At 30.5% G+C, this 23,103-nt stretch carries 23 protein-coding genes; 11 read left to right on the plus strand and 12 right to left on the minus strand.

All coding sequences use genetic code 11. The features are described 5' to 3' along the window. Positions 1-52 precede the first annotated feature (52 nt). The 6 genes from rlmH to DP68_RS19165 form a co-directional block, all read right to left on the minus strand. Positions 53-532, minus strand: coding sequence for a 23S rRNA (pseudouridine(1915)-N(3))-methyltransferase RlmH (gene rlmH / locus DP68_RS04655; RefSeq protein ID WP_035306785.1), 480 nt, complete (start codon positions 530-532; stop codon positions 53-55). 65 nt (positions 533-597) lie between these two features. After that, on the minus strand, positions 598-1,101 hold the full coding sequence (locus DP68_RS04660; protein ID WP_035306789.1) for an SEC-C metal-binding domain-containing protein: 504 nt from the start codon (positions 1,099-1,101) through the stop codon (positions 598-600). Between the two features lie 98 nt (positions 1,102-1,199). Continuing rightward, complete coding sequence (locus DP68_RS04665; RefSeq protein WP_035306908.1) at positions 1,200-1,763, minus strand: GerMN domain-containing protein; 564 nt, start codon at positions 1,761-1,763, stop codon at positions 1,200-1,202. 14 nt (positions 1,764-1,777) lie between these two features. After that, positions 1,778-2,563 (minus strand): MBL fold metallo-hydrolase, encoded by a 786-nt coding sequence (locus DP68_RS04670; RefSeq protein WP_035306792.1) that lies wholly within the window; start codon positions 2,561-2,563, stop codon positions 1,778-1,780. A gap of 18 nt (positions 2,564-2,581) precedes the next feature. Beyond that, positions 2,582-3,841: a UDP-N-acetylglucosamine 1-carboxyvinyltransferase gene (locus DP68_RS04675; RefSeq protein WP_035306796.1), complete on the minus strand. Its 1,260-nt coding sequence runs from the start codon at positions 3,839-3,841 to the stop codon at positions 2,582-2,584. Positions 3,842-4,050: 209 nt separating this feature from the next. After that, a complete protein-coding gene (locus tag DP68_RS19165) occupies positions 4,051-4,215 on the minus strand; it encodes a DUF1540 domain-containing protein (protein WP_081957094.1) in 165 nt (54 codons plus the stop codon). A gap of 149 nt (positions 4,216-4,364) precedes the next feature. Here DP68_RS19165 and DP68_RS04680 point away from each other — a divergent pair, with 149 nt between their 5' ends. Next, positions 4,365-4,913 (plus strand): 2'-5' RNA ligase family protein, encoded by a 549-nt coding sequence (locus tag DP68_RS04680; RefSeq protein WP_035306799.1) that lies wholly within the window; start codon positions 4,365-4,367, stop codon positions 4,911-4,913. Between the two features lie 100 nt (positions 4,914-5,013). Here DP68_RS04680 and DP68_RS04685 read toward each other — a convergent pair whose 3' ends face one another. Further along, positions 5,014-6,912, minus strand: coding sequence for a glutamine synthetase (locus DP68_RS04685; protein WP_035306802.1), 1,899 nt, complete (start codon positions 6,910-6,912; stop codon positions 5,014-5,016). Between the two features lie 226 nt (positions 6,913-7,138). Between DP68_RS04685 and DP68_RS04690 the strand changes: the two genes are divergently transcribed. From DP68_RS04690 to DP68_RS04700, 3 genes are all read left to right on the plus strand, one after another. Beyond that, positions 7,139-7,516 (plus strand): DUF3783 domain-containing protein, encoded by a 378-nt coding sequence (locus DP68_RS04690; RefSeq protein WP_291547312.1) that lies wholly within the window; start codon positions 7,139-7,141, stop codon positions 7,514-7,516. 24 nt (positions 7,517-7,540) lie between these two features. Further along, on the plus strand, positions 7,541-8,209 hold the full coding sequence (locus DP68_RS04695; RefSeq protein ID WP_035306805.1) for a helix-turn-helix transcriptional regulator: 669 nt from the start codon (positions 7,541-7,543) through the stop codon (positions 8,207-8,209). A gap of 77 nt (positions 8,210-8,286) precedes the next feature. Beyond that, positions 8,287-9,636: a peptidoglycan-binding domain-containing protein gene (locus DP68_RS04700; RefSeq protein WP_291547355.1), complete on the plus strand. Its 1,350-nt coding sequence runs from the start codon at positions 8,287-8,289 to the stop codon at positions 9,634-9,636. 33 nt (positions 9,637-9,669) lie between these two features. Here DP68_RS04700 and DP68_RS04705 read toward each other — a convergent pair whose 3' ends face one another. Continuing rightward, positions 9,670-11,436 carry a SpoIID/LytB domain-containing protein gene (locus tag DP68_RS04705; protein WP_035306811.1) on the minus strand — a complete coding sequence of 589 codons (1,767 nt, stop codon included), beginning with the start codon at positions 11,434-11,436 and terminating at the stop codon, positions 9,670-9,672. Between the two features lie 134 nt (positions 11,437-11,570). Between DP68_RS04705 and DP68_RS04710 the strand changes: the two genes are divergently transcribed. Both DP68_RS04710 and DP68_RS04715 read left to right on the plus strand, forming a co-directional pair. Beyond that, on the plus strand, positions 11,571-13,370 hold the full coding sequence (locus DP68_RS04710) for a heme NO-binding domain-containing protein (RefSeq protein WP_035306813.1): 1,800 nt from the start codon (positions 11,571-11,573) through the stop codon (positions 13,368-13,370). 62 nt (positions 13,371-13,432) lie between these two features. Further along, positions 13,433-14,086: a phosphatase PAP2 family protein gene (locus DP68_RS04715; protein ID WP_052085651.1), complete on the plus strand. Its 654-nt coding sequence runs from the start codon at positions 13,433-13,435 to the stop codon at positions 14,084-14,086. 20 nt (positions 14,087-14,106) lie between these two features. Here DP68_RS04715 and DP68_RS04720 read toward each other — a convergent pair whose 3' ends face one another. Continuing rightward, positions 14,107-15,006 carry a radical SAM protein gene (locus DP68_RS04720; RefSeq protein WP_035306816.1) on the minus strand — a complete coding sequence of 300 codons (900 nt, stop codon included), beginning with the start codon at positions 15,004-15,006 and terminating at the stop codon, positions 14,107-14,109. A gap of 58 nt (positions 15,007-15,064) precedes the next feature. Further along, entirely contained in the window at positions 15,065-16,117 is a 1,053-nt protein-coding gene (locus tag DP68_RS04725; protein ID WP_035306818.1) for a transporter, read from the minus strand. A 122-nt stretch (positions 16,118-16,239) separates the two neighbouring features. Here DP68_RS04725 and DP68_RS04730 point away from each other — a divergent pair, with 122 nt between their 5' ends. The 5 genes from DP68_RS04730 (at position 16,240) to DP68_RS04750 (ending at position 21,225) form a co-directional block, all read left to right on the plus strand. Then, positions 16,240-17,352, plus strand: coding sequence for a hypothetical protein (locus DP68_RS04730; RefSeq protein ID WP_052085652.1), 1,113 nt, complete (start codon positions 16,240-16,242; stop codon positions 17,350-17,352). Positions 17,353-17,429: 77 nt separating this feature from the next. Next, entirely contained in the window at positions 17,430-18,365 is a 936-nt protein-coding gene (locus DP68_RS04735; RefSeq protein ID WP_035306822.1) for a TIGR01212 family radical SAM protein, read from the plus strand. Positions 18,366-18,448: 83 nt separating this feature from the next. Then, positions 18,449-19,558, plus strand: a complete 1,110-nt coding sequence (gene ugpC, locus DP68_RS04740; RefSeq protein ID WP_035306823.1) for a sn-glycerol-3-phosphate ABC transporter ATP-binding protein UgpC — start codon at positions 18,449-18,451, stop codon at positions 19,556-19,558. 12 nt (positions 19,559-19,570) lie between these two features. After that, positions 19,571-20,509, plus strand: a complete 939-nt coding sequence (locus DP68_RS04745; protein ID WP_035306824.1) for a helix-turn-helix domain-containing protein — start codon at positions 19,571-19,573, stop codon at positions 20,507-20,509. A gap of 14 nt (positions 20,510-20,523) precedes the next feature. After that, positions 20,524-21,225 (plus strand): 2-phosphosulfolactate phosphatase family protein, encoded by a 702-nt coding sequence (locus DP68_RS04750; RefSeq protein ID WP_035306826.1) that lies wholly within the window; start codon positions 20,524-20,526, stop codon positions 21,223-21,225. A gap of 115 nt (positions 21,226-21,340) precedes the next feature. Here DP68_RS04750 and DP68_RS04755 read toward each other — a convergent pair whose 3' ends face one another. Together DP68_RS04755 and DP68_RS04760 are read right to left on the minus strand one after the other, a co-directional pair. After that, the gene (locus tag DP68_RS04755; RefSeq protein WP_035306828.1) at positions 21,341-22,516 is read right to left on the minus strand and encodes a class I SAM-dependent rRNA methyltransferase; all 1,176 of its coding nucleotides are present in this window, start codon (positions 22,514-22,516) and stop codon (positions 21,341-21,343) included. 78 nt (positions 22,517-22,594) lie between these two features. Continuing rightward, positions 22,595-22,945 carry a hypothetical protein gene (locus tag DP68_RS04760; protein ID WP_186431196.1) on the minus strand — a complete coding sequence of 117 codons (351 nt, stop codon included), beginning with the start codon at positions 22,943-22,945 and terminating at the stop codon, positions 22,595-22,597. Positions 22,946-23,103 lie beyond the last annotated feature (158 nt).

Raw genomic sequence — 23,103 nt, forward strand, 5'->3', positions numbered from 1 at the left:
CCAACTGAATCCAGCTTTGCTTATAGTATGTTATTTTAGGCTAAAACCTCATTTACTTATGGTACGGTTCACCCTTTATTATTCTAAATGCTCTATATATTTGTTCTAAAAGCATTACTCTAAACAGTTGATGAGGAAAGGTCATTTTAGAGAAACATAGCTTGTAATGACATCTATTTAAAACTTCCTGTGCAATACCTAGGGAACCACCAATAATAAAGGTTATATGACTGCTGCCTGATAAGGCACGGTCTTCTATAAAACCGGCAAGTTCATCAGATGAAATCATTTTTCCCTTTAAATCCAAGGCAACTACATACATATTATCTTTAATATGTTTTAAAATTGACTGGCCTTCCTTAAGCTTAATATTTTCTTCTTCCTTAGCTGAAGCATTTTCGGGAGTCTTTTCATCAGCAACTTCTACAATTTCAAGACTGCAATATTTGCTTAATCTTTTAGAATACTCATTTATTGCTTCTTTAAGATATTTTTCTTTTAGTTTACCTACAGTTATTATTGTTATATTCATTTTAATTCTCCTAATGAAGAAAGTCGGGATATCCCGACTTTCAAATTTATAAGTATTAATTTTTATTAAGCTTCTTTACCACAGCATTTTTTGTATTTCTTACCGCTTCCGCATGGGCAAGCATCGTTTCTGCCTACTTTATTGTTATTAACTATAACTTTAGATTCCTTCCACTGATTACGAATTTCTTTTCTCTTTTCAGGGGAGAATACAGCTTCCCATTGAGGAAGTGTATAAAGGTAATCAGCTTTAGCATCTAACATGTTGAAATATAGCTTATCAAAGTCTATAGCTAAATTTAACTCTGCATTAGCATCTATAGCATCTAAATCTAGAGGGTTAATTAAGCTATCATTTACTCCATCAATAAATCCCATAAAAAATATTGTAGAAGTATTAAAGTCATTAGCTAAATCTTCTAGTTTTCCACTAATTTCTTTTGTATGATTTGCAAGTATTTTGGTATATATATTTTTTTCAATAGCACCATATTCCTTCCAAAAAGCAGCTTCACCTTTTGTTTTAACATACTCTACAACCATATCTGTCCATTCTGTATATAAACTCATATCCATTCTCCTTTTGTAAAAAGTATAAAATTTTACAATAATATTATAATAAAAAAAGTTAAAGATTTCAATTAAAAGCAAGTTAGAAAAAAATATATTTATCTTTTTTCTAATTGTTCTACATCAGATTTTCCTATAGGTTTAGCAATATTAAAGTTGCCACCTAAGGTATCAACAGTTTTATTTTCTACCAATATCTTAATTTTATCAATTGAAGGTAACTGGGTAAGTGACCATATAAGACTTCTTAAGCAGGCTTCTTCAGCCACAGGAGACATAGTTAAAATAGCTTCTTTGCTTAAATTTACATATGCAATTCCGTCATTAATAGAGAAACTTAAAAGTCTTGTGTTTTTAGGTAAAATAGGGCTTAGGCTACTATTTACTGCAGGGCCCTTTATAAGTTCACGAACTATAATTTCACCAATCAGTTCATTTTCCTTAATAATTCGCTCTTCCTTAGTAATAGTTACTTTCTTATTATCTTTAGAGGAATTAAAGTACAAATTTAATTCTAAAGTATCGTTATCAGCTTCAGATAAGGTAAATTGCTGTACTTTTTGCTTATTTTCTGAGCTTAAAACATCTGTTTTTTCACAACCTGAAAAGGTAAAACTTAAAAATAGCATAAAAGAACACGATAAGATAATAGATTTTTTCATTAACTTCACCCCTTTTAAAACTCTATACATTTAGTGGGTGCACTTCTGTCAGCCATAAGCAAATCGATATCCTTATTTAATTTTAATTTGTTTTCTATAAGAATATTCTTTACAGTTTCGTAAGCTAGTTCAGGATAATTATTGGTTTTACTCAAGTGTCCAAGCATTATCCTTTTAAAGTTGCCATCCATTAAATTAATGATTGCTTTTCCACAATCATCATTAGAAAGATGACCTTCATTGCTTAATATTCTTCTTTTTAAAACATATGGGTAAGGACCAAACTTTAGCATTTCTACATCATGATTACTTTCAAGCAGTATGGCATCAGCACCTTTTAAAGCTTCTTCTACTTCCTTAGAAAAGTAACCTAAATCTGTAGCAAGGGAAAATTTTTTATTATTGCTACAGATAGAATATCCATGAGGAGAAACGGCATCATGAGATATTCTATAGCTTAAAATATCCATGTCTTTAATATTTACATGATTATTTTCAATAATTTTTATGTTCTTTTCCTTGATTTTCCCAATTGACTTACTCATGGCTTCCCAAGTAAGAGCGTCAGTATATATTGGAATATCATATTTTCTTGATAAAACTCCAACACCTTTAGTATGATCTGTATGCTCATGAGTAACAAATATAGCATCTATTTCGTTAGGGGACTGCCCTATAGTTGATAAAGCATTTTCAATACTTTTCCCAGGCAATCCTGCATCAATTAGTACTTTTGATTTTTCTGTAGAAACTAATATGCTATTTCCACTACTACCACTATATAAAGAACAAAAAAACATATATTAATTCACCTTGCCTTAGGAATAAGATACGCGCTTAATATCTGCACCTAGCTTATTAAATTTATTTTCTATATAAGGGTAACCTCTGTCAATATGCTCAATATTAATTACTTCAGTAATTCCTTCAGCAATTAAACCAGCTATTACCATAGCAGCTCCGGCCCTTAAATCTGTGGCTTCCACTTTTGCTCCTTTAAGTTTATCTACTCCAACTATAGTGGCAATTCTACCATCTACTTTTATGGATGCACCCATTTTTATCAGCTCATCAACATGTTTAAATCGGCTTTCCCAGATGCTTTCATTTATTATGCTTGTTCCCGTAGAAATACATAATAAAGTACTCATAGGTTGTTGAACATCTGTTGGAAATCCTGGGTAAGGTAATGTTTTGATATTAACTCCCTTTAGGTTTTTACTGGATATAACACGTACAGATTCACCATTTTCAATAACTTCTGCACCCATTTCTATAAGTTTGGCAGATATGGATTCTAAATGTTTAGGTATAACATTATTTACAGTAACATCTCCACCACAGGCAGCTGCAGCAATCATATAAGTTCCAGCTTCTATTTGATCTGGAATTACACTATAAGAACATCCTTTTAATTCCTCTACACCAGTTATTCTTATAATATCAGTTCCTGCGCCTTTTATATTTGCACCCATACTATTTAGAAAATTAGCTACATCTACGATGTGAGGTTCCTTAGCTACATTTTCTAGTGTAGTTATACCTTCTGCTAAAGTAGCAGCAAGCATGACATTAATAGTAGCTCCAACACTGACTACATCAAAGAAAATATTAGTTCCTATAAGTTTATCTGCTTCAGCAGTTACTACACCATCTTCAAGAGTAACTTTAGCACCAAGGGCCTCAAAACCTTTGATATGTTGATCTATAGGTCTTACACCTATAGGACATCCTCCTGGCATCTCAACTCTGGCTTTTTTAAATCTACCAAGTAAAGCACCTATAAGGTAATATGATGCTCTCATTTTTTTAACATCTTCACTATTAGCATTATAGCTATTTAAAGTTGTACTATCTATAACAGCAGAATTATCCTTTATGGATACCTTACAACCTAAGTTTTCTATAATTCGTTCTATACAATGAACATCTTCTATATTAGGAATATTATCAATATAACAAGTTCCTTTACTAGCGATTATTGCAGCAGGCAATATTGCTACTGCAGCATTTTTAGCACCACTAATATCAATGCTTCCATAAAGGGGTTTACCACCATTGATAACTAACTTTTCCATCCCCGCATCCATCCTTATCTATAAATTTTAATTTATATGTAAATTTACTGATGTAAATTGAAAAATTCATGACTATTTATTCATAACCCCTATTATATCATAAGTTCATATTATTTTAACATGAAATTTTAAAATATGTACAAGCATATTAAAAAAATAATTAAAAATCCAAAGGAATTATATAAAACCTTTGGATTTCTAGGAAATTATTATTCTTTTTGGAAGCTACCACAATCTGTACATTCTACAGTATTAGCTACAGATTCATGTTTTGATACTTTAATTTGATCAAGGGTACAGTAGTCATCATCCTTACAGTGAAATTTGCACTCATCAACTATACATGCTATACTATCATTATGATCGTGTCTCATAGTATAATCCCTCCTACATATTTTTCTATATTAATGCCAATAATATTTTTGATATAATTGACAAAGTTATTTTCCCACGAAGGATTTTTTATATGCATGTGTAATTAATATTATTAAAGTTTAATAAATACTATAACTGGGGGAAAAAAATGAAATATTATTTAGTTGCTTTATTTGATGAAGAATCACGAAAGTCAATGGAAGAAATGCAAAAAAAAATATCTAAAAAGTATAAGATATATCGTAGTACTCCTGCGATACATTTGACGCTAGAAGTTATAGATAATCCTAATTTAGAAAAGCTTATACCTATAATTCAAGATGTGCTAAAGCCATATAAGAGGTTTAAGGTTTCTGTAAATGGTGCTTTATGTTTTGATCCACCTTATAAATCTGTCAATTTAAAAATTGAAAATAAGGGATATGCAATAAGAATTAGTAGAAACCTAAATGAAACTCTTAAGTTATCTGGATTTAATGTTAGGGAAAATATAGATAAATGGGACTTACATGTATCATTAGCTAATACAAATTATGCTGCAAGGGAATGGAGTAATAAAGAATATAATGCAGCATGTGAAGTTACTAAGATGGAGAATATGAACAGAATGGCAACAGTTGATAGAATTGAACTGTGGAAGCCTATTAATAATAAAAAAGAGATGATTGTAAAATCATTTCCACTAAGAGAATATTAAAAAGTATTAGGTATTTTTATAGATAATAATTAAGGTAGAAAATTACCAATAGGTGATTCTCTACCTTAATTATTATCTTATGAAATTTCTTAGCAGTTTATTAAAAATCTAAAAGATTTTTCTTGTAATTAGAATACAGTTTCCTTAGCGTAGCAATTCTTTCATCTAATTCAAGTTGTAATTCAGATACTTTAGCATAATCTTTTTCATCTGCAGCATCTTTGATTCTTGTAAATAAGCTCTTAGTAGTATAAGTATCTTTCATTAAGTATCTTCTTAACTCATCAATAGCAATCCAATTAGATAAATCTAAATCTAATGCGTTGTCCATTGAATGAAGTTTCTTGTAGCTTCTTATTTCTTCACCATAGTTATTTATAAGCCTAGTAGTTATTTCTGTAATCCATCTATTAATAGTTATTAATTTAAAACTATTAATAATTTTATCACTTAATATATTTCCTTCTTTTAAAACAGCTAGTTTGTCAGGATGTTTCTCAAAAGCTGTCAAATTTTCATATACTGTTGCAGGAACCTTTCCAAAGAAATTTTCACGCTCTTCTTCAGTAAAGTCTTCAAATACATCTTCTTCACTTCTGTAAGCTCTATCTTTTTCTAAGTAATCAGCTTCTTCTCCAGGTTTTTTAGATAGTTCTTTTAATAAATCGTCTTGAGATTTATTATTTAAAACTGAATATTTAATTCCATCCAGCATAGCTAGATATAACGTAGAGATACATAAATAAGTATTAGTAAAAGGATTTGGAGCTCTTAGCTCAAATCTTGTTCCTAAAGGATTTTGTAAATCTCTTATTACACCTACTAGTATAGTTCGATTTCTAGAAGGAACTTCCACTGTATGTCCTATGGATGTGACAATACAAACAGGAGCTTCAAATCCAGGCTTCAATCTTCTAAAAGAATCATTAGTGGAAGTAACAAATGGATTTATTACCTCATAGTTTTTAAGCATTCCCATTAATGAAGAGTAACCAATACCACTTAGGAAGTGGTTTTTATCTGTAGCAAATAAGTTCACTCTTTTTCCATTCTTTAATTTAAGGGAAATACCTACATGAACATGTTTTCCGCTACCGGCAACTCCATCTACTGGTTTTGCAAGGAATGTTACATCTAAGCCATTGCGTCTAAATGTTTCCTTAACAACTATTCTAGCTAGTAGTTCATTATCAGCAGCTTGAAGCGGAGAAGAGTACTTCCAATCTATTTCGAGTTGTTCCATTATGTGAGTTAACTTACCACTATCATCTAACTTAGCTTTTACTCCACCAACTTCTTTATGACCCATTTCTGGCTCTAGACCATAGTATTCTAAGAGTAGTAAGGATTGTTCTAAAGCTGTTCTTACAGAACCTTTAGTTCTAGTCCAATACTGTTCATGAAGTACTTGAGACGTTGAGAGTTCTTCTGTTTCGGCTTTATCATTAGGGGTTTTAACCCAAAATTCAAGTTCTGTAGCAGAAGTTATTACTATATCTTCTATATCATCGAAGGTAATATTAAATTCGGAAAGCACATAAGGATGAGATTTAAGTAATTCCCTAAGAGAGGATTTAATGTGTTCAATTGAGCTTTTTAAAATATATCGTGAGTCTATTGGCTTATTTTCATGATATAAAAAGCAAGGTATTCTAAGCGTACCAACAGGATTATTTGTTTCAGAGTCTATATGTTCATAGTTATAGTCTACAAACCAATTAGTATCAAGATCTGCAATCATATCAACTTTTGCATTATTTAAAGTTGCTATTCCAGGAAAGAAAACAGAAGAACCATCTGTTTGCACTCCACCAGTTAAAAAGGTAGACATGTCCTCTAAAAAAAGTGGAACTGGAATTTTTTCATCAGTATCATTACCAGAAAGGTCTATTCCCACAAATGAAACAAATTTTATTTCAGTATGAGAACTTAGTATTGAGCGTAAATTTTCTTCTGAATGCATGGTAGGTGGTATTAAATACAGCAAGTCTTTTAACATAGTTGACCTCCTTAAAATAACTAATATTTATCTTTACATTATATTATAGGCTATATAAAAAATATATGCTTGATTGTACAACTTGCTATAATTTTTGTCAATGATTCTTATCAGTAATTTCTGAAATATGTGTTTTTAATAGATAATAAATAATGTATAATGATTAATAATGGAAATAAGAAATTAATATTATATAATTATTATAAAGGAAGGGAGTGGCTTGATTTTGGAAAATGATAAGATGATATTAATATATGGATTAAATGAACAAGAAAGTAATGCATTTAAAAAAATAGCATCTGAGTATAACTTGCCAAAACACAAGATTATTAAAAATGATATGGGTAAAATGACAATTAGGGATATATTGGATGGTTTGAATTTAGAAGTATTTAATGTAGATTTACCAGAAGAAAAGATAATTCTCTTTAATAATTTTACTGATGAACAGTTAAAATACACTATAAATCTTATAAGAGAAACATTTGATTTTTCACCTATATTAGCTGTAATTACTCCAACTTCTATAGAATGGACTTTTGAAAATTTACTTGAACACTTAATTGAAGAAAGAGAATGGTTTAAAAAGCAAAAAAATAAATAAATATGATTTTACGAGGTGATACTAATGAGCAGAATAGGAGAAAAGATAAAAAATATTAGAATAGAAAAGGGATTAACACAAAAGCAGTTAGGTAAAAAACTTGGAGTAGCTGAGGGATTTATCAATGAAGTTGAAAGTGGAAGAAAGGTTATAAATCAATCTCTTATAGATAGGATAGGAAAGGTCTTAGGAAAGGACTTAAATGATATAACTATGTCCTTTGAAGAAGAAGTATATAAAGAGGAAAAACAAACTAAGTTTGAATATCAACCTAAAAAGGAAAAGATAAATGATGTATGGAATGAAGCATTTGGGTCTGTAATTAAAAATATACCAATATACTCATATGAGTTAAACAAAATGCTAGGACATAAAAAAATGCCCCTAATAGAAAATAAAATAGAAGGTTTTGCGCAGGATAAGGTAGTATTTTTGCAAATGCAAGATGATGAAATGATGGGATTTAGAATTGCTAAAGGGGATATAGCATTTGCAAATCTAACTAATGAAGTTCAAAATAACTCTATATGTCTTGTGGAGTATGGGAATGAAAGAAAAATAAGACAAATAAAAATTTTAGATAGTAATAAAGTTCTGCTTATAAGTAATGCAGGAAGTGTAAGAACAGAAACTATAGAAAAGAAAAGTTTAAAGATAATAGCAAAGTTAAATAAATTAGAAATAACTCTTTAAAATAAAAGTTAAATAAATGGCAACAAATTAAGTGTTACTTCATATTTATAATAATGAATAAATGATATAGGAGTAATATTATGGCCATAGGCAGGCTAAAAGTTCAAGTTTTTAGAGGGAATTCACTTACACCTGTAGATAATGCAAGGGTAACTATACTTCCTAGTAACGGGCAGCTTACAAGAGAAGCTCCCAAAGTACTTAGAAGTAATTCTTCAGGTATTACAGGAGAGTTAGAGCTTACAGCTCCGCCACTAGAATATTCACAGATACCTACAGATAACCTTCCATATAGTTTATATGATATTAGGATTGAGGCAGATGGATTTGTGCCTCAATTCATAGAGGGGTGTCAGGTGTTTCCGGATGTGGTTGCACTTCAACAAAGTAATCTTATTCCTCAGGCTACAAGGCAAGTTCAAGCGGAGCAAACAATAATTATTGAACCAAATACATTAGTTGGAAACTTTTTGCCTAAGATACCGGAGGATCCCAATAAGCCAGATCCACCTCCACCTACAGGACTTGTAGTTTTACCTGAACCTGTAGTTCCTGAATTTATAGTAGTTCATGCTGGAAGACCTGATGATAATTCAGCACCTAATTATACTGTGAGATATAGGGACTACATTAAAAATGTGGCATCTTGTGAGATATTTTCCACATGGCCACAAAATACAATTAGGGCAAATGCTATGTGTATAATATCTTTTACATTAAACAGAATATACACAGAATGGTATAGAGGAAAAGGAAAAGATTTTGATATTACAAGTTCCACTGCTTTTGATCATGCCTTTAGTTATGGTAGAAATATATATGATACGATAAGTGTTATTGTAGATGAGTTGTTTGCAACTTATATGAAAAGACCTGATAGGAAGCAGCCATTACTTGCTCAGTATTGTGATGGTGTGCAGGTACAATGTCCAGGATGGCTTACACAATGGGGCAGTAAATTTCTAGGTGATCAGGGAAGAACACCATATGAGATATTAACCAATTTTTATGGTAGTGACTTATCTTTAACTCGTGCAAAAGAGGTGGAGGGTATTCCCAAGTCTTATCCTGGAACACCTCTACGTCAAGGTAGTAGAGGAACTGATGTTAGAACAATACAAACTTATTTAAATAGAATAGCACAAAATTATCCTGCTATTCCAAAGGTAAGAGTAGATGGAGTATTTGGGGCAGAGACCACAAGGTCTGTAACTGTATTCCAACAAATATTTAATTTACCTCAAAATGGAGTAGTAGATTATGCTACTTGGTATAGTATATCAAATATATATGTAGCAGTTACACAAATAGCAGAATTAAGGGGCATAGAAGTTAGTGAGTTTAAAAATGGAATTTTTGTGCCTCCAGCATATGGCATACAAACTAAAAATTTTATACCAACTGCAATGTATCCAGAAGAATGTTAAAAAAATTTCCCGGAAAATTTTCCGGGAGATTTTTTAATATAGTTTAGTTAAATCTATATTTTTATAATATGTGTTTAGAATAGATTTAAAATCCTTTCCACTCTTAGATAGCGCCATAGCTCCATATTGACTCATACCAACCCCATGACCATACCCACCACCATATATTATAAAAGTATCATTAACTTTATCAATAGAAAAGAACGAGGATGGTAGAAAGTTATTATTTATCAAAGGTTCACCTTTATGCCTTATAATAGGTATAATTTCATCAGTGTAATCTTTATTAAGCCTTATGGCACTTCTAATATTATAGTCATTTTGTACATTTACTGTTGCATTAGAAAATATAAAGCTTATTTCTATTATATTTCCATATTTACTACGCTTAGTTACTTTAATATCTTTTAATTCTTTAAGTTCTGGAAAGCCTTTAGATGAATTGTTGGACTCTACACTCACGTAATCCTTTCTATTCTCAAATAAGTATTTAAGTGATTTTATAAGTGATTTTTCAAGAGGAGTTTTTTTAATTTCTACATTCCATCTAAAATAAGGTGATTCTAAATCTATCGCATCATATTTTGTACTCTTAAAAAACTGTAGCCATTCTGCTTCGTTTATTGGTGATTTGTTAACATTATTAATATAATATCCTGTAAAATAATAATCTTTATTTTCAGAAGCTCCATATTCTTTGAACCATACATCATCATACAAAGTTCCGAGGCCAGGGGAAGTTGAGTAGTATTTAGCATCTATAGGTTGATCTTTGTTTGTCATAATTAGTCCCTTAGTTAAATTAACAGCTTCAGTTGCCATGGAATTAGTAGGGGTATTGTTATAAACTTGACTTTGAGTACTATCATCTACATAAAACCCAAGTTCTGCAAATCTACATTGCAGCATATCAGACAATGCATAAGTTCTTGCAGCTATAGCTTGGCACTTTAAGGATTCTAAACCTCCAATGGTTGGCATTTCAGAGGGAACAACCTTAACTAGATAATTTTCTAAGGAAATTTCATTAATTATAAGCAACTTATTGTCCTTTTCAGAAGTTATTTCAAGAATTCCACTATAGGAAGGAATAAAATCAGGGGAACCTCTTCTTATAGAATTAATCCTTAAGTTTTCGCCTTTTAAATAAAGTCTTTCTTTAAATTTCAATTCTTTATCATTTAACAACACTGTATTTGGAGTAATAGTAATTTTACTATTCTTGGATATATCTAGTTTTAAGTTTTCTCTTAAGCTATAGAGTAGAGCAGAAGACAAACATTCTATTTCAATATTTGGATGATAAATGGATGAAAACTTTGTAGTGGATATTCCAATTCTCATATTAGTATAATCCTCTGGGGTGATGATAATAGTTTTTAATTTGCCTTTACTATCAAGATACATATTTAAATTATTTTTCCCCACTAATATCTTTTCACTGTCAGAAGGTATAAGTACATTACCATCATAAAAATAATATTGAGATTTAGATGCAAGGGTTATGGGCCCTTGCTTTTCAAGATCATAGGTATTAATATTTTTTTTCATTATGCGATCCTTTAAAGGAAATTCTTCTTTAAGTGAAAATATACCTATAAGGTTATATTTATAGCTTAAGACTGTCCCCAAACCATAAGTCTTTGATAGTTTAACTTTATGAGGCCTATTATTTATGTATACTTTTGTATAGTCATTATATTTCCCAGCTACTACTGCATGGGTAACTTTCCTTGGGAAAAGTAATATAAAAGTCAGTATGACTAAAAATGGTATTAGTAAGTTCTTGATTTTAAACAAATTTCCACCTCTCAAAGCAAATTCTATATTTTATGAATATTACAATTTTATATTAATTATAACCTATTATTTTTTGTAAAAACATAGATGATAAGTTATAATTTATATAAAAGTGTTTATTAGGGGGAAGGTAAATGAAGGGGACGGTAGTTGCTACATGGTTAAGAACTTGCAGAAGTCTTTATAAAGATGAGGTAGTAAATAAAGCTATGGAAGCAGTGGGATGGAACAGAAGTAAAATATTTTCTCCAGTAGAAACTGTAGAGGATATTAAAGTAAAAAAAGTAATAGAATATATAGCTAATGAAAATAATATAAGTGAAAAGGATTTATGGAAAAATATAGGGATAGATAACATTACTGCATTTCATAAGGATTTTCCAGCATTTTTCGAACATGAAAATTTATATTCGTTTTTCAAGTCAATGTTTGATGTGCATGTAGTAATGACCAAGAAGTTTCCAGGGGCAAAGCCGCCTTTGGTTACTATAGAACCTATTTCAAATAATGAAGCTATATTTTACTATAAATCTGATAGAGGAATGTTTGATTATTTCTTAGGACTTACAGAAGGAAGTATAAGATTTTTCAAGGAAAATATAAGAATACAGGAAGTTGAAAGAAATAAAAATTCTCTAAAACTAAAATTAACTTTTGAGAATGATATATATTATAAGAGAGTGTATAGATTTAATAAAATTATGTCCTTGGGGTTTATAAAGGATATGGGGGTAAAGGTAGGAATAATTACTTTTATAACATCTTTAATAAGCACACTAGGGTTTATTGGAGTAAATAATATTTTTAAAGCATTGTCCATACCAGTTATAAATGGAGTACTTTCCTATATAACTTGCAGTATGTTAATGGCACCGAAGAAGGCAATAGAAGAAGAAATTCAAAAGATAGTAAATAATAAATACATAGAAGACGGAGATATTGTGACTGGAGATAGTTTCGAAGATGTATTTACACTTTTAAAACAATATAAAAGAAATATAAAAGCTGATTTTGTTGGATTTAAAGGTGTTACAGATGAAATGGATACATTTGCAGATAGAATAAATAATATTAGTAGTTCTATGAATCAAACATCAGAAGAAATATCTGGAGTTGTAGAGCAAGTGGCAGAAAGTGCTGTAAATCAAGCTGAAAACACTGAACATGCTGTAGCGGTTTTAAATGATAATATACAAAATTTAAAGAAAATAGTAAACAGTGAAAATAGTAATAAGTTAGAGCTTGAAAGGGCAATTAATAAAATTAATACTAGCTATGAATATGTAGTAAATAGCAGCCAAAATATTATGTTAAATCTTGAAAAGTTTCAGCAGGTTAGGAATAAAGGAATAGAACTTCAACATAAGGCTAAGGATATAACAAATATTGTATGTATGGTGTCTGAAATATCTGAACAAACTAACTTATTAGCTTTAAATGCTTCTATAGAGGCAGCAAGGGCAGGGGAGCAGGGGAGAGGTTTTGCAGTAGTTGCAGAAGAGGTAAGGAAGCTTGCGGAAGAAACTAAAAAGGCTGTACAAGAGATTAATGTTAACCTAATTAGTTTTGCAGAACAAACAAAAATACTTTCTGAAGAAATAGATACACAATATGTAATATTAGAAGTAGAGACTAAAAATTTAGAAAATGTGAAGGATATAAGTTACGAAGCAACTAATTCAGTTAAAACTGTATCATCTTCTATGATAGAAACTATTAATGAATTAAATAATGAAGCTAATTTAATTTCAAGTGTATTTGAAAATATAGAGTCTTTAGCTGCTATTGCAGAGGAAAATTCGGCATCATCTGAAGAAGTAAGTGCTAATGTTTCTAGTTATACTAATGAATTAAAGAAACTTATCGCTAATATTCAAGAATTCAAGAAAGTTACAGAAGGCTTTAAAGGAGAACTTGCTAAATATATAATATAATAATGAATGGGAGGTGAAGGCTGCTTTTACAGTAAATAGATTTTATTTACAGCAGCTTTCCTATGGAGCATCTTTATAATGTAATCCTTTGTAAATGGAAGGAAATATCGAAACGAGCAGTATTTAGTTTAATAATTCCAATTATAAGCGTGATATATCCTATTCTAAATACACCAAGTGTAAGATCAGTTGTTATGCATACATTTATAGATGATCTCATTCCTTTTAATGCTTTTTTTGTAGTGCCATATATGCTGTGGTATGCCTATGTAACGTGGTTCCTGTTATATCTTTGTATAATAGATAAGGATAATTATTTCAAACTCTTATCATGCTTAGCAATAGGAATGCTTATAAGCTATGGAGTGTTTTATTTCTATCCATCCCATGTGCCAAGGCCCATAATAATAAAAATAGATGTTTTCTCACAGATGGTGGCATTTATATACCAAAGAGATAATCCTTACAACTGTTTTCCAAGTATCCATGTTTTAAATTCATTGTTAGTTGCTATGTATGTAAATTCAAGCGACAAAGTAAGTATAACAGTAAAAATAACTTGTAGTGTGCTGGCAACGCTAATAATTATGTCTACTTTGTTTATAAAGCAGCACTATTTTGTAGATGCAATAGGAGCTATATTTTTGGGATGTATATTATTTAAATTGATGAACATTGTAACGACTAAGCAGATAAAAAATACAAGAAACCTGTAGATAATATTATCTACAGGTTTTTAGACGCCTCTCATATCAAATTTAGGAACAAAGCTTTCTTTTACTGTACCCTCTTCTTGTATAAATCCTTGAGTAATTCCTATAGAAATACAATAATCTACGAATGATTCATATATTTTAGGATTTACAGGCTTGTTTATTTCAGGATAATCTTTGGCTTTATTTAAAGGAGTATATTGATTCATTATGCTAACATATACTAAATCCTTAAATTTATTATAAATGTAATCTATTATTTTCTTTGAGTCAAATAAAAGTCCCGGCAGCATCATATGCCGTATTATAACACCTTTTCTTATTATCCCATTTTCATAAAACTCACATTTACCAGTTTGGTTTACCATTTCTTCAATGGCTAGTGAAGCATATTTAAAGTAATTAGGAGCATTAGAGTATTTTATGGCGAACTTATCATTATAATACTTTAAGTCAGGCAGATATATATCAATGTATCCCTTCAAGGATTTTATGGTTTCTAAGCTCTCATAGGAACTAGTATTGTATATTATAGGTAAACAAAGACCGTTAGCTTTAGCTATATCAAGAGCTTCTATTATTTGTGGAACATAATGAGTAGGAGTCACAAGATTTATATTATGAGCACCTCTTTCTTGCTGCTCTAAGAAAATTTCACTAAGTCTTTTTATAGATATTTCTTTTCCTACGTGGTTTTCACTAATTGAATGATTTTGACAAAATACACAGGATAAGTTGCACTCTGAAAAAAATACTGTACCAGACCCACTTGTTCCAGAAATACAAGGTTCTTCAAAGTGATGTAAAGATACTCGTGCTACCTTAGGATTTATACTTGCCATGCAAAATCCTTTTTCATTATTTAACCTATTTACATTGCAATTTCTTGGGCATAGTTTACACTCAGAAAGTATACTTATCAAATCAAACACCTCATTAGTTATAATTATAAATCATAATTATACAACATATAGTATTATTTTAAAACATCCGTTTATTTTTAAAATAAAATATAAAGCATTGAACTATGAATATTATTCCCACAACTCCAAAGGCAGGATATAGAAAAGTTATAAGTTTTACAAAACCTATTTGAGAAATTAAAATGGCTAAAGTTAGGATAATAAAACATCCATTTTTATAAGGAATTTTAAATTTTTGCTCTAGATTTTTGCTTACACTAAATACATCGGAAACTTCAGTAGAAAACATTTCAAGCCAAATAATAGCTAAAAGTGCTACTTGAATTGCGCCTCCAAATCTATTTGAAACATATAATAGTGGAATTTCATAGTTAAATATATAAGGAATATTTAAAATTAACAAGAGATTTATTATTAATGACAGTATAGTCAGCCCTAAAGCACCAATTACAATTCCTGTATAAGTAATTTTAAAGTTGTTTATTTCCCGGCTTAAAGGTACCATTACGCCACTAGATGATAATATGTTAAAGCTGCCATAAAGAAGGCAGGAAAGTAGCCAAGGAGACTTAAAAGGTTTAATACTCTTTATATAGGAAATACTCATGTTATCGTAAAAGAAAAGATATAGTATAAATACTGTTATTATTACTAAAAATAACGAAGGAACTATAATTGAGTTTACCTCTATAAGACCTTTGGTATCACGAAGAAGAAAAATAACTGCTAAAAAGGCCATAATAATAAGTCCAACCCATTTTGAAACATTAAAGTATTGATGTATTAAGGCACCACTTCCTGCAAGAATAATTGAAGCACTGCTAAGTAAAAATAGTGTAGTAAATATATGAGTGGCTTTCCCAAGTAAACCTGGACTTATAAGCATTATCAAGTCGTTATAAGATTTTAAATTATACTTTTGAGATAAATTTACTATTATATAATAAGTGAATATATATAACATACAGCATATGCATATGCCTATAAAGCTTTTATACCCATAAGTTGAGAAAAATTGTTTAATTTCTTGGCCAGAAGCCAGGCCAGCTCCCACAATAGTGCCTATAAAAACTGCAGAAATTTGTAAAGTGGTAATAATTTTTTTAATCATATCTTCTCCTTTTATTAAATACTTTTCCATATATGTATATATATAATTTGAAAAAAAATGATTTTTCAACTAAAAATTTATTTTTGTGAAAGACTATATTAAAAGAGGAGGGAGGAATTCTCGTGAAAATAAAAAAGTGTATCAGCCTAATTTTAAGCTTATTAGTTACCGTATCTTTATGTGGCTGTGGGCTTATGTCTTCTAAGAATAAGCAAAGTGAAGAACCTGCCAAGGAATTTGATATAAAAGCAGCAGAAAGCATTGCGGAAAATTACATAAAGTATTTAATGCAAGAGGATTATGAAAAGGCCAACAAGTTTTATTCAAAAAAGTTATCTAAGACAACTAAAAGCACAGAAAAGCAACCATTGAAAATAAAAGGATATAGTATGCAGGAAGTTAATGAGGTAGGTAATTCAGGAATTTTTAAAATTAAAGTCATTCGATCTAATGAAACTGAACCATATGCATCCTTAGATGAATATTCTATCAAAATAATACAAGAAGAGAAGGAATATAAAATAGAAGATATACAAAGTACTTCAGAAAAGGAAGCTAGAGCAGATAAAAGCCAAATAAGATTAAAAAGTAAAAGTAATGTAGAGTCAAATTTAATTATAGACACAGCAGGGCTGCCCAATTACGCATTCTCAAAGGATGACAAGGCAAGAACTCACAAGATACTAGTGCCTAAAGATAATTATGGCTCCATGTCATTTAGCTTTCATGGATATGATATAGCAGTAACGACATATAATGATAGATATTCTTTCGCTGGACTTATAAGAGTAGATGAAAGTATGCCAACACAGGGAGGAAAAAATGAAGGAGGACAGGGAGGTCAAGGAGGTCAGGGCCAAGGCCAAGGAGGTGCAGATGGAAGCGGTTTAAGGGAAAAGCCTATAGGAAAGGAAATTACAGCTCTTGATATACTGGAAAATGCTAAAATAAACTTTTTAACTTTTTCATCAGATGAGAAATATATACTTATGCAATATACTAAGAAGGGTGGAGGAAAATGCATAAGATTATACGCAAGTGAAGGTGGAGATTTAATACCTTATGAATTTGAGCAAAACTACCCCATAGATAAAGTCGATATAGTATATTCTTCTTTTAGTGAGGAAGTGTTAAATTATGAGGTTATTCCACGTACAAATTCTGATAAAACTATAGGCAAATATATAGGAAGATGGCAATTAGATTTAAAGGAATTTAAGCCTTCAAAGATGTAGAGTTAATTGAAAGGATGGTACTCATAAATTATAATGTTTATGAGTACCTTATTACTTGAAAAACAAGAGGTGTATATATGATAGGTTTTGGAGATAAAAGATACAATAGTTTAAATTACTTTCTTAGAAATAAGTTTGGAGGTAAAATATTTAAAATATCATTAGATGCAGGATTCTCATGCCCTAACAGGGATGGAACCATCAGCAGTGGGGGATGTGTATTTTGCAGTGCCAGAGGTTCTGGAGATTTTGCAGGGGATAGAAAATTTTCTATATCTGATCAATTTGAAGATAGAAAAGAAATGATGAAAAACAAATGGAAGGAAGGTAAGTATATAGCATATTTTCAGGCATATACTAACACATACGCTCCTATAGAGGAGTTAAGGGAGAAATACAATCAAGCATTAATAGAAGATGGAGTGATAGGACTTGCTATAGCTACTAGACCTGATTGTTTAAGTGAAGAAGTTTTAGATTTATTAAGTGAAATCAATAAAAATACGTACTTATGGGTAGAACTAGGATTACAAACAATTCACGAAAAAACAGAAAAAATAATTAATAGAGGGTATTCTTTGGAAGTATTTGAAAAAGCTTTAAATGAACTTAGAAAAAGAAATATAGATGTAGTAACACATGTAATATTTGGACTTCCAGAGGAGAAAAAAGAAGATATGCTTGAAACTGTGAGATATCTATCACATCAAGATATTCAAGGAATAAAGTTCCACCTTCTTCATTTAATGAAAGACACTCCTATGGTAAAGTTATATGAAGAAGGAAGGTTAAAATTTTTAGAACAAGAGGAGTATATAGATATAATATGTGAAGCAATTGCAATGCTTCCAGAAGATATTGTCATACATAGGCTTACAGGAGATTCTCCTCGAAGTCTTCTCATAGGCCCACAGTGGAGTTTAAAAAAGTGGGAGATATTAAATAGTATAGACAAAAACCTTCAGGAAAGAAATTTATATCAGGGATTGTATTATAATACAAAAAATCACTGATAATTTTGTAATTTATGTAAATTGAGTTAATATTGCCTAGGTGGTAAAATATTATATATTAAAAGTTATTAGGAGGGAATTATATGTCTAGTTTATCATTAAAACATATGTATAAAGTTTACCCAGGCAATGTTACAGCAGTAAGGGATTTTAACTTAGATATAAATGATAAGGAATTTATAGTATTTGTAGGACCTTCAGGATGTGGTAAGTCTACAACTTTAAGAATGGTTGCAGGACTGGAAGAAATAAGTGAGGGAGAATTATATATAGAGGATAAACTTGTAAATGACACAGCTCCTAAGGATAGAGATATAGCAATGGTATTTCAAAATTATGCACTTTACCCACATATGACTGTATATGATAATATGGCATTTGGCCTTAAGCTTAGAAAGGTTCCTAAAAGCGAGATAGATGAAAAGGTTAAAGAAGCAGCGAGAATACTTGATATTGAGCATCTTTTAAGTAGAAAACCGAAGGCATTATCAGGTGGGCAAAGACAAAGGGTTGCTATGGGAAGGGCAATAGTCAGAAATCCCAAAGTATTTTTAATGGACGAGCCTTTATCTAACTTAGATGCAAAACTTAGAGTTCAAATGAGAACAGAAATAGCAAAGCTGCATAAAAAGTTACAGACTACTTTTATATATGTAACTCATGATCAAACAGAAGCCATGACTTTAGGTACGCGAATAGTGGTAATGAAGGATGGTATAATACAGCAAGTGGATAATCCTCAAAACATATATGAGCATCCAGTGAATATGTTTGTAGCAGGATTTATAGGAAGTCCCCAAATGAATTTTATAGATTCTAAGATTGAGGAAATTGAAGGCAAAGCTTATGTAGTATTTGGGCAAGATAAAGTACTATTGCCACAGGATAAAGCTAAAATAATAAAAGATAGGGCATATATAGGCAAAGAAGTGGTTATGGGTATAAGACCAGAACATTTAAGTGATAAAGAAGAACTAATTAAAACTTACCCAGGTTCAGTGTTTTCTGCTGATGTAGAAGTAACAGAACTCATGGGTGCTGAAACTTATTTATATTTAAGTAAGGAAAATCATAGTTTTACTGCAAGAGTAAATGGTTCATCAAAATCAAAATCAGGAGATAAAGTAACCATTGCTTTATTGCCTCAAAATATACACTTGTTTGATAAAGAAAGTGAGTTAACCATATTTTAGGGGGAGTTAAAGGTGCATAATATAGATAGTTTTTTAGTGGAGCTTTCTAATGGGTCAAATATTAAATTTAATTTTTACTGTAAGACAATGGGGATATCTTTTATTGGCATTACTAATAAAACACGTCTGATGAGCATGGATTTAAATTTATCTGATAGTAGGGCCGTATTAGAGCTAGACGAGAAAAACTACATGTATGCACCTTTACTTAAATTTACAATAGAATATAACTTAAGGGAAGTTAGTAATAAAAGAGAAAATTTATTAAGGGAAATTTTGGTTGGAAATGATATTCGAGAAGAAGATGCAAAAAAAGTCATTCCATATATATTTAATAATAGTTCGCTGTTAGTATTTGATGTAATAGATAAGTATAAAGAAATCTTAGCAATTATAAAAGAAACATATAATAGTGAAGATGTAATTCCCATATACCACGAAGGCAATGTTATAATTTTGGGAAATTTCGAAGACGTTATGGAGCATGCAGAAAGTATAAGGAATTCCATTATGATGGAATTATATTGTGATTGTGCGGTAAGTGTTGGGATAAATATAAGAAGTATCCTTTCTTTAAAGAGGGCTTATAGTAATGGAAAAAAAACGTTATACCTAAAAAAGAAATTTCAAGTTCCGGAAGGTGTATTGTTTAGTGATAAATTATTTTTCGAGGAGATAGTTGATGCTATTTCAATAAATATGAAGAATGAAATAAAAGAAATGTTTAAAAATAAGTTTGATAACTTAGATAAAGAAATAATTGTTACTATAGAAGAGTTTATAAACTGTGGTTTGAATATAAGCGATACTGCAAAAAATCTTTATATACATAGAAATACTCTAATATATAGGCTAGATAAAATATATAAGGATACAAACTTTGATTTGAGAAATTTTAAGGATGCAATAGTTTTTTATGTAGTATTCCTACTTTGGAAAGAAAGAGTTTAGATAGAGGTGTTAAAATGAAAGTGGACTTAATAATATCGGCAGATGATATAAAAAAAGAGAAAGTTATTGATAAATCCGTAGTGGTGATAGATATGCTAAGAGCTACTTCGGTTATAGTAACAGCAATAAATAATGGATGTAATAAGGTTATTCCAGTGGTTTCTATAGAAGAAGCATTAAACATAGTAAATAAGGCTAAAGAAAAACATATACTGGGTGGAGAGAGAAAGGCCTTGAAGATAGAAGGATTTGATTGTTCTAACTCTCCGCTAGAATATACATGCGAGATGGTTAAAGATAAAGTGATAGTAATAACTACTAGTAATGGAACCAGAGCAATTAAAGGAAGTGAGGGAGCAAGGAATATATTGATAGGAGCTTTAATAAATGCTAAGGCTGTAGCGGAAAAGCTCGGAGAATTCAATAATGATATAGTGTTGGTAAATGCAGGAACTTATGGGGAGTTTTCTATAGATGATTTTTTATGCAGCGGTTACATAATAGAATGCCTAGTTAAGGATTTAGATGTAGAGTTAACTGATATAGCTAAAACAGCTCATTATTTATATAAGGAAAACCCGAACTTAGAGTTCATAGAAAATGCCAGTCACTTTAAGAGGATAAAAGAGCTTAACTTAGAAGAGGATTTAATATACTGTTGCAAAAAAGATATAATAGACATAGTTCCCGAATATGTAGATGGGCTAATAATATAAAAATGCGGACATTTTTATAGGTGTTGGGCTAAAGGCATTAGGATTTTAATGAACCTTGCTGTGCAAGGTTTTCATATATCCTATACCCTTACACCCAACTACTAGAGACTGATACTTATACTACTTGGAATATATAAAATTTAAGATAATAGGATTCATCCGAATTCCATAATATAGGGTGGTCAGAAGACTGAGTTCTAAATTCTACTTGGCGTAAAGTTCTTCTTGCATCCTTTGCAGCATCTGCTATGGTTTCCTTAAATAACTCTGGATTCATAAAATGAGAGCAGGAACAAGTCATAAAGAAACCACCGGGTTTAACCATTTTTATTCCTCTCAAGTTAATTTCTTTATATCCTCTTACTGCACCATCTATAGTGGAGCGGGATTTTGTAAAGGCAGGAGGATCTAATATAACTACATCATATTTTCTTCCTTCTTTTGCCCATTTATTTAAAACATCAAAAGCATTATGACATTCAAACTTTACAATATCTGAAAGACCATTAAGTTCTGCATTTTTAGTGGCATCCTTTATAGCTAGTTCTGATATGTCCAAGCCAAGTACGCTTTTAGCCCCAGCGATGCCGGCATTAAGCGCAAAGGAACCTGTATGAGTAAAACAATCTAATACATCTGCACCATTACAAAGTTTATGTATTGCATTTCTATTTTCCTTTTGATCAAGGAAAAATCCTGTCTTTTGACCATTTTCCAAGTCAACGTGATATTTAACTCCATTTTCTGTTATTATCACATTAGTGTCAAAAGGTTCTGTAAGAAATCCCTTTGTTTGTTCCATTCCTTCTAATTCACGGACTCTAACGTCACTTCTTTCGTATATTCCCTTTGCACCATATTCTTCTTTCAATATGTTCACTACTATATCTTTATATTTATCTATACCTAAGGCAAGTGATTGTATCACATAATAATCTTCATATTTATCTATTATAAGTCCTGGTAAAAAGTCTGCTTCACCAAATACAAATCTGCAACTAGAAGTATCTATTACTTTTTTTCTATATTCCCATGCATTTTTTAACCTTTTTCTAAAGAAATCTTCATCTATTTCCTCATTGATATCTCTAGTCATTATACGGATAGCGATTTTTGATGCATCATTTATATAGCCCTTGCCTATAAATTCATTTCTAAAATTATAAACTTCTATAATATCACCATTTACGTATTCTCCATCATAGCCTTCAATTTCATTAGAATATATCCAAGGATGACCTGCCTCAGATTTTCTTCCGCGACCTTTATATAAATAAAACTTACTTGCCATTAAAAAACCTCCTCGATATTTAATACTTTTGTAGTATACCATAATGAATAATACAATAATAGAACTACCCTATAAAAATTATAGAGTAGTTATATCAGGTATAGTGTCTAGGTTATCTTCTGTGATCCAGCATATGGACGATTCTAAAATCCATCCCTTATTATTAATTCTTTCCTCTTGAGGGAAAAAGACTTCAAGCCAAAGGATATCATGTATTTCTCCCATGTCTATCACATTTATTATAGTTTCGGGATTTAAAGTGAAGAGTACAGGGGAGTCATTTAAAGGTGATAGATGAATATAAGTAAAACTCATAATTTTTACTTTAGAGTAAATAGGTGTCCGGTATTTTATTACTATAGTATTTAAGGCTTTATCTTCTGCATTGCAGGATTCTTTAAGCTCTTCATATTGCTTCTTAAGTACCATTATCTGCCTTTTTTGAATATAAACTTTATTATTAAAGTAATAGGAAATATAAAGTGATAGACATAGAAGAATTATAAATAGAAAGGCAAACATATGGGCCTCCATATAATTATTTATAATTATATTTTATTCATGTAAGTTTTTTATATACAAAAAAC

It is taken from the genome of Clostridium sp. HMP27, from assembly GCF_000765165.1.
Classification (GTDB): Bacteria; Bacillota; Clostridia; order Clostridiales; family Clostridiaceae; genus Clostridium_AK.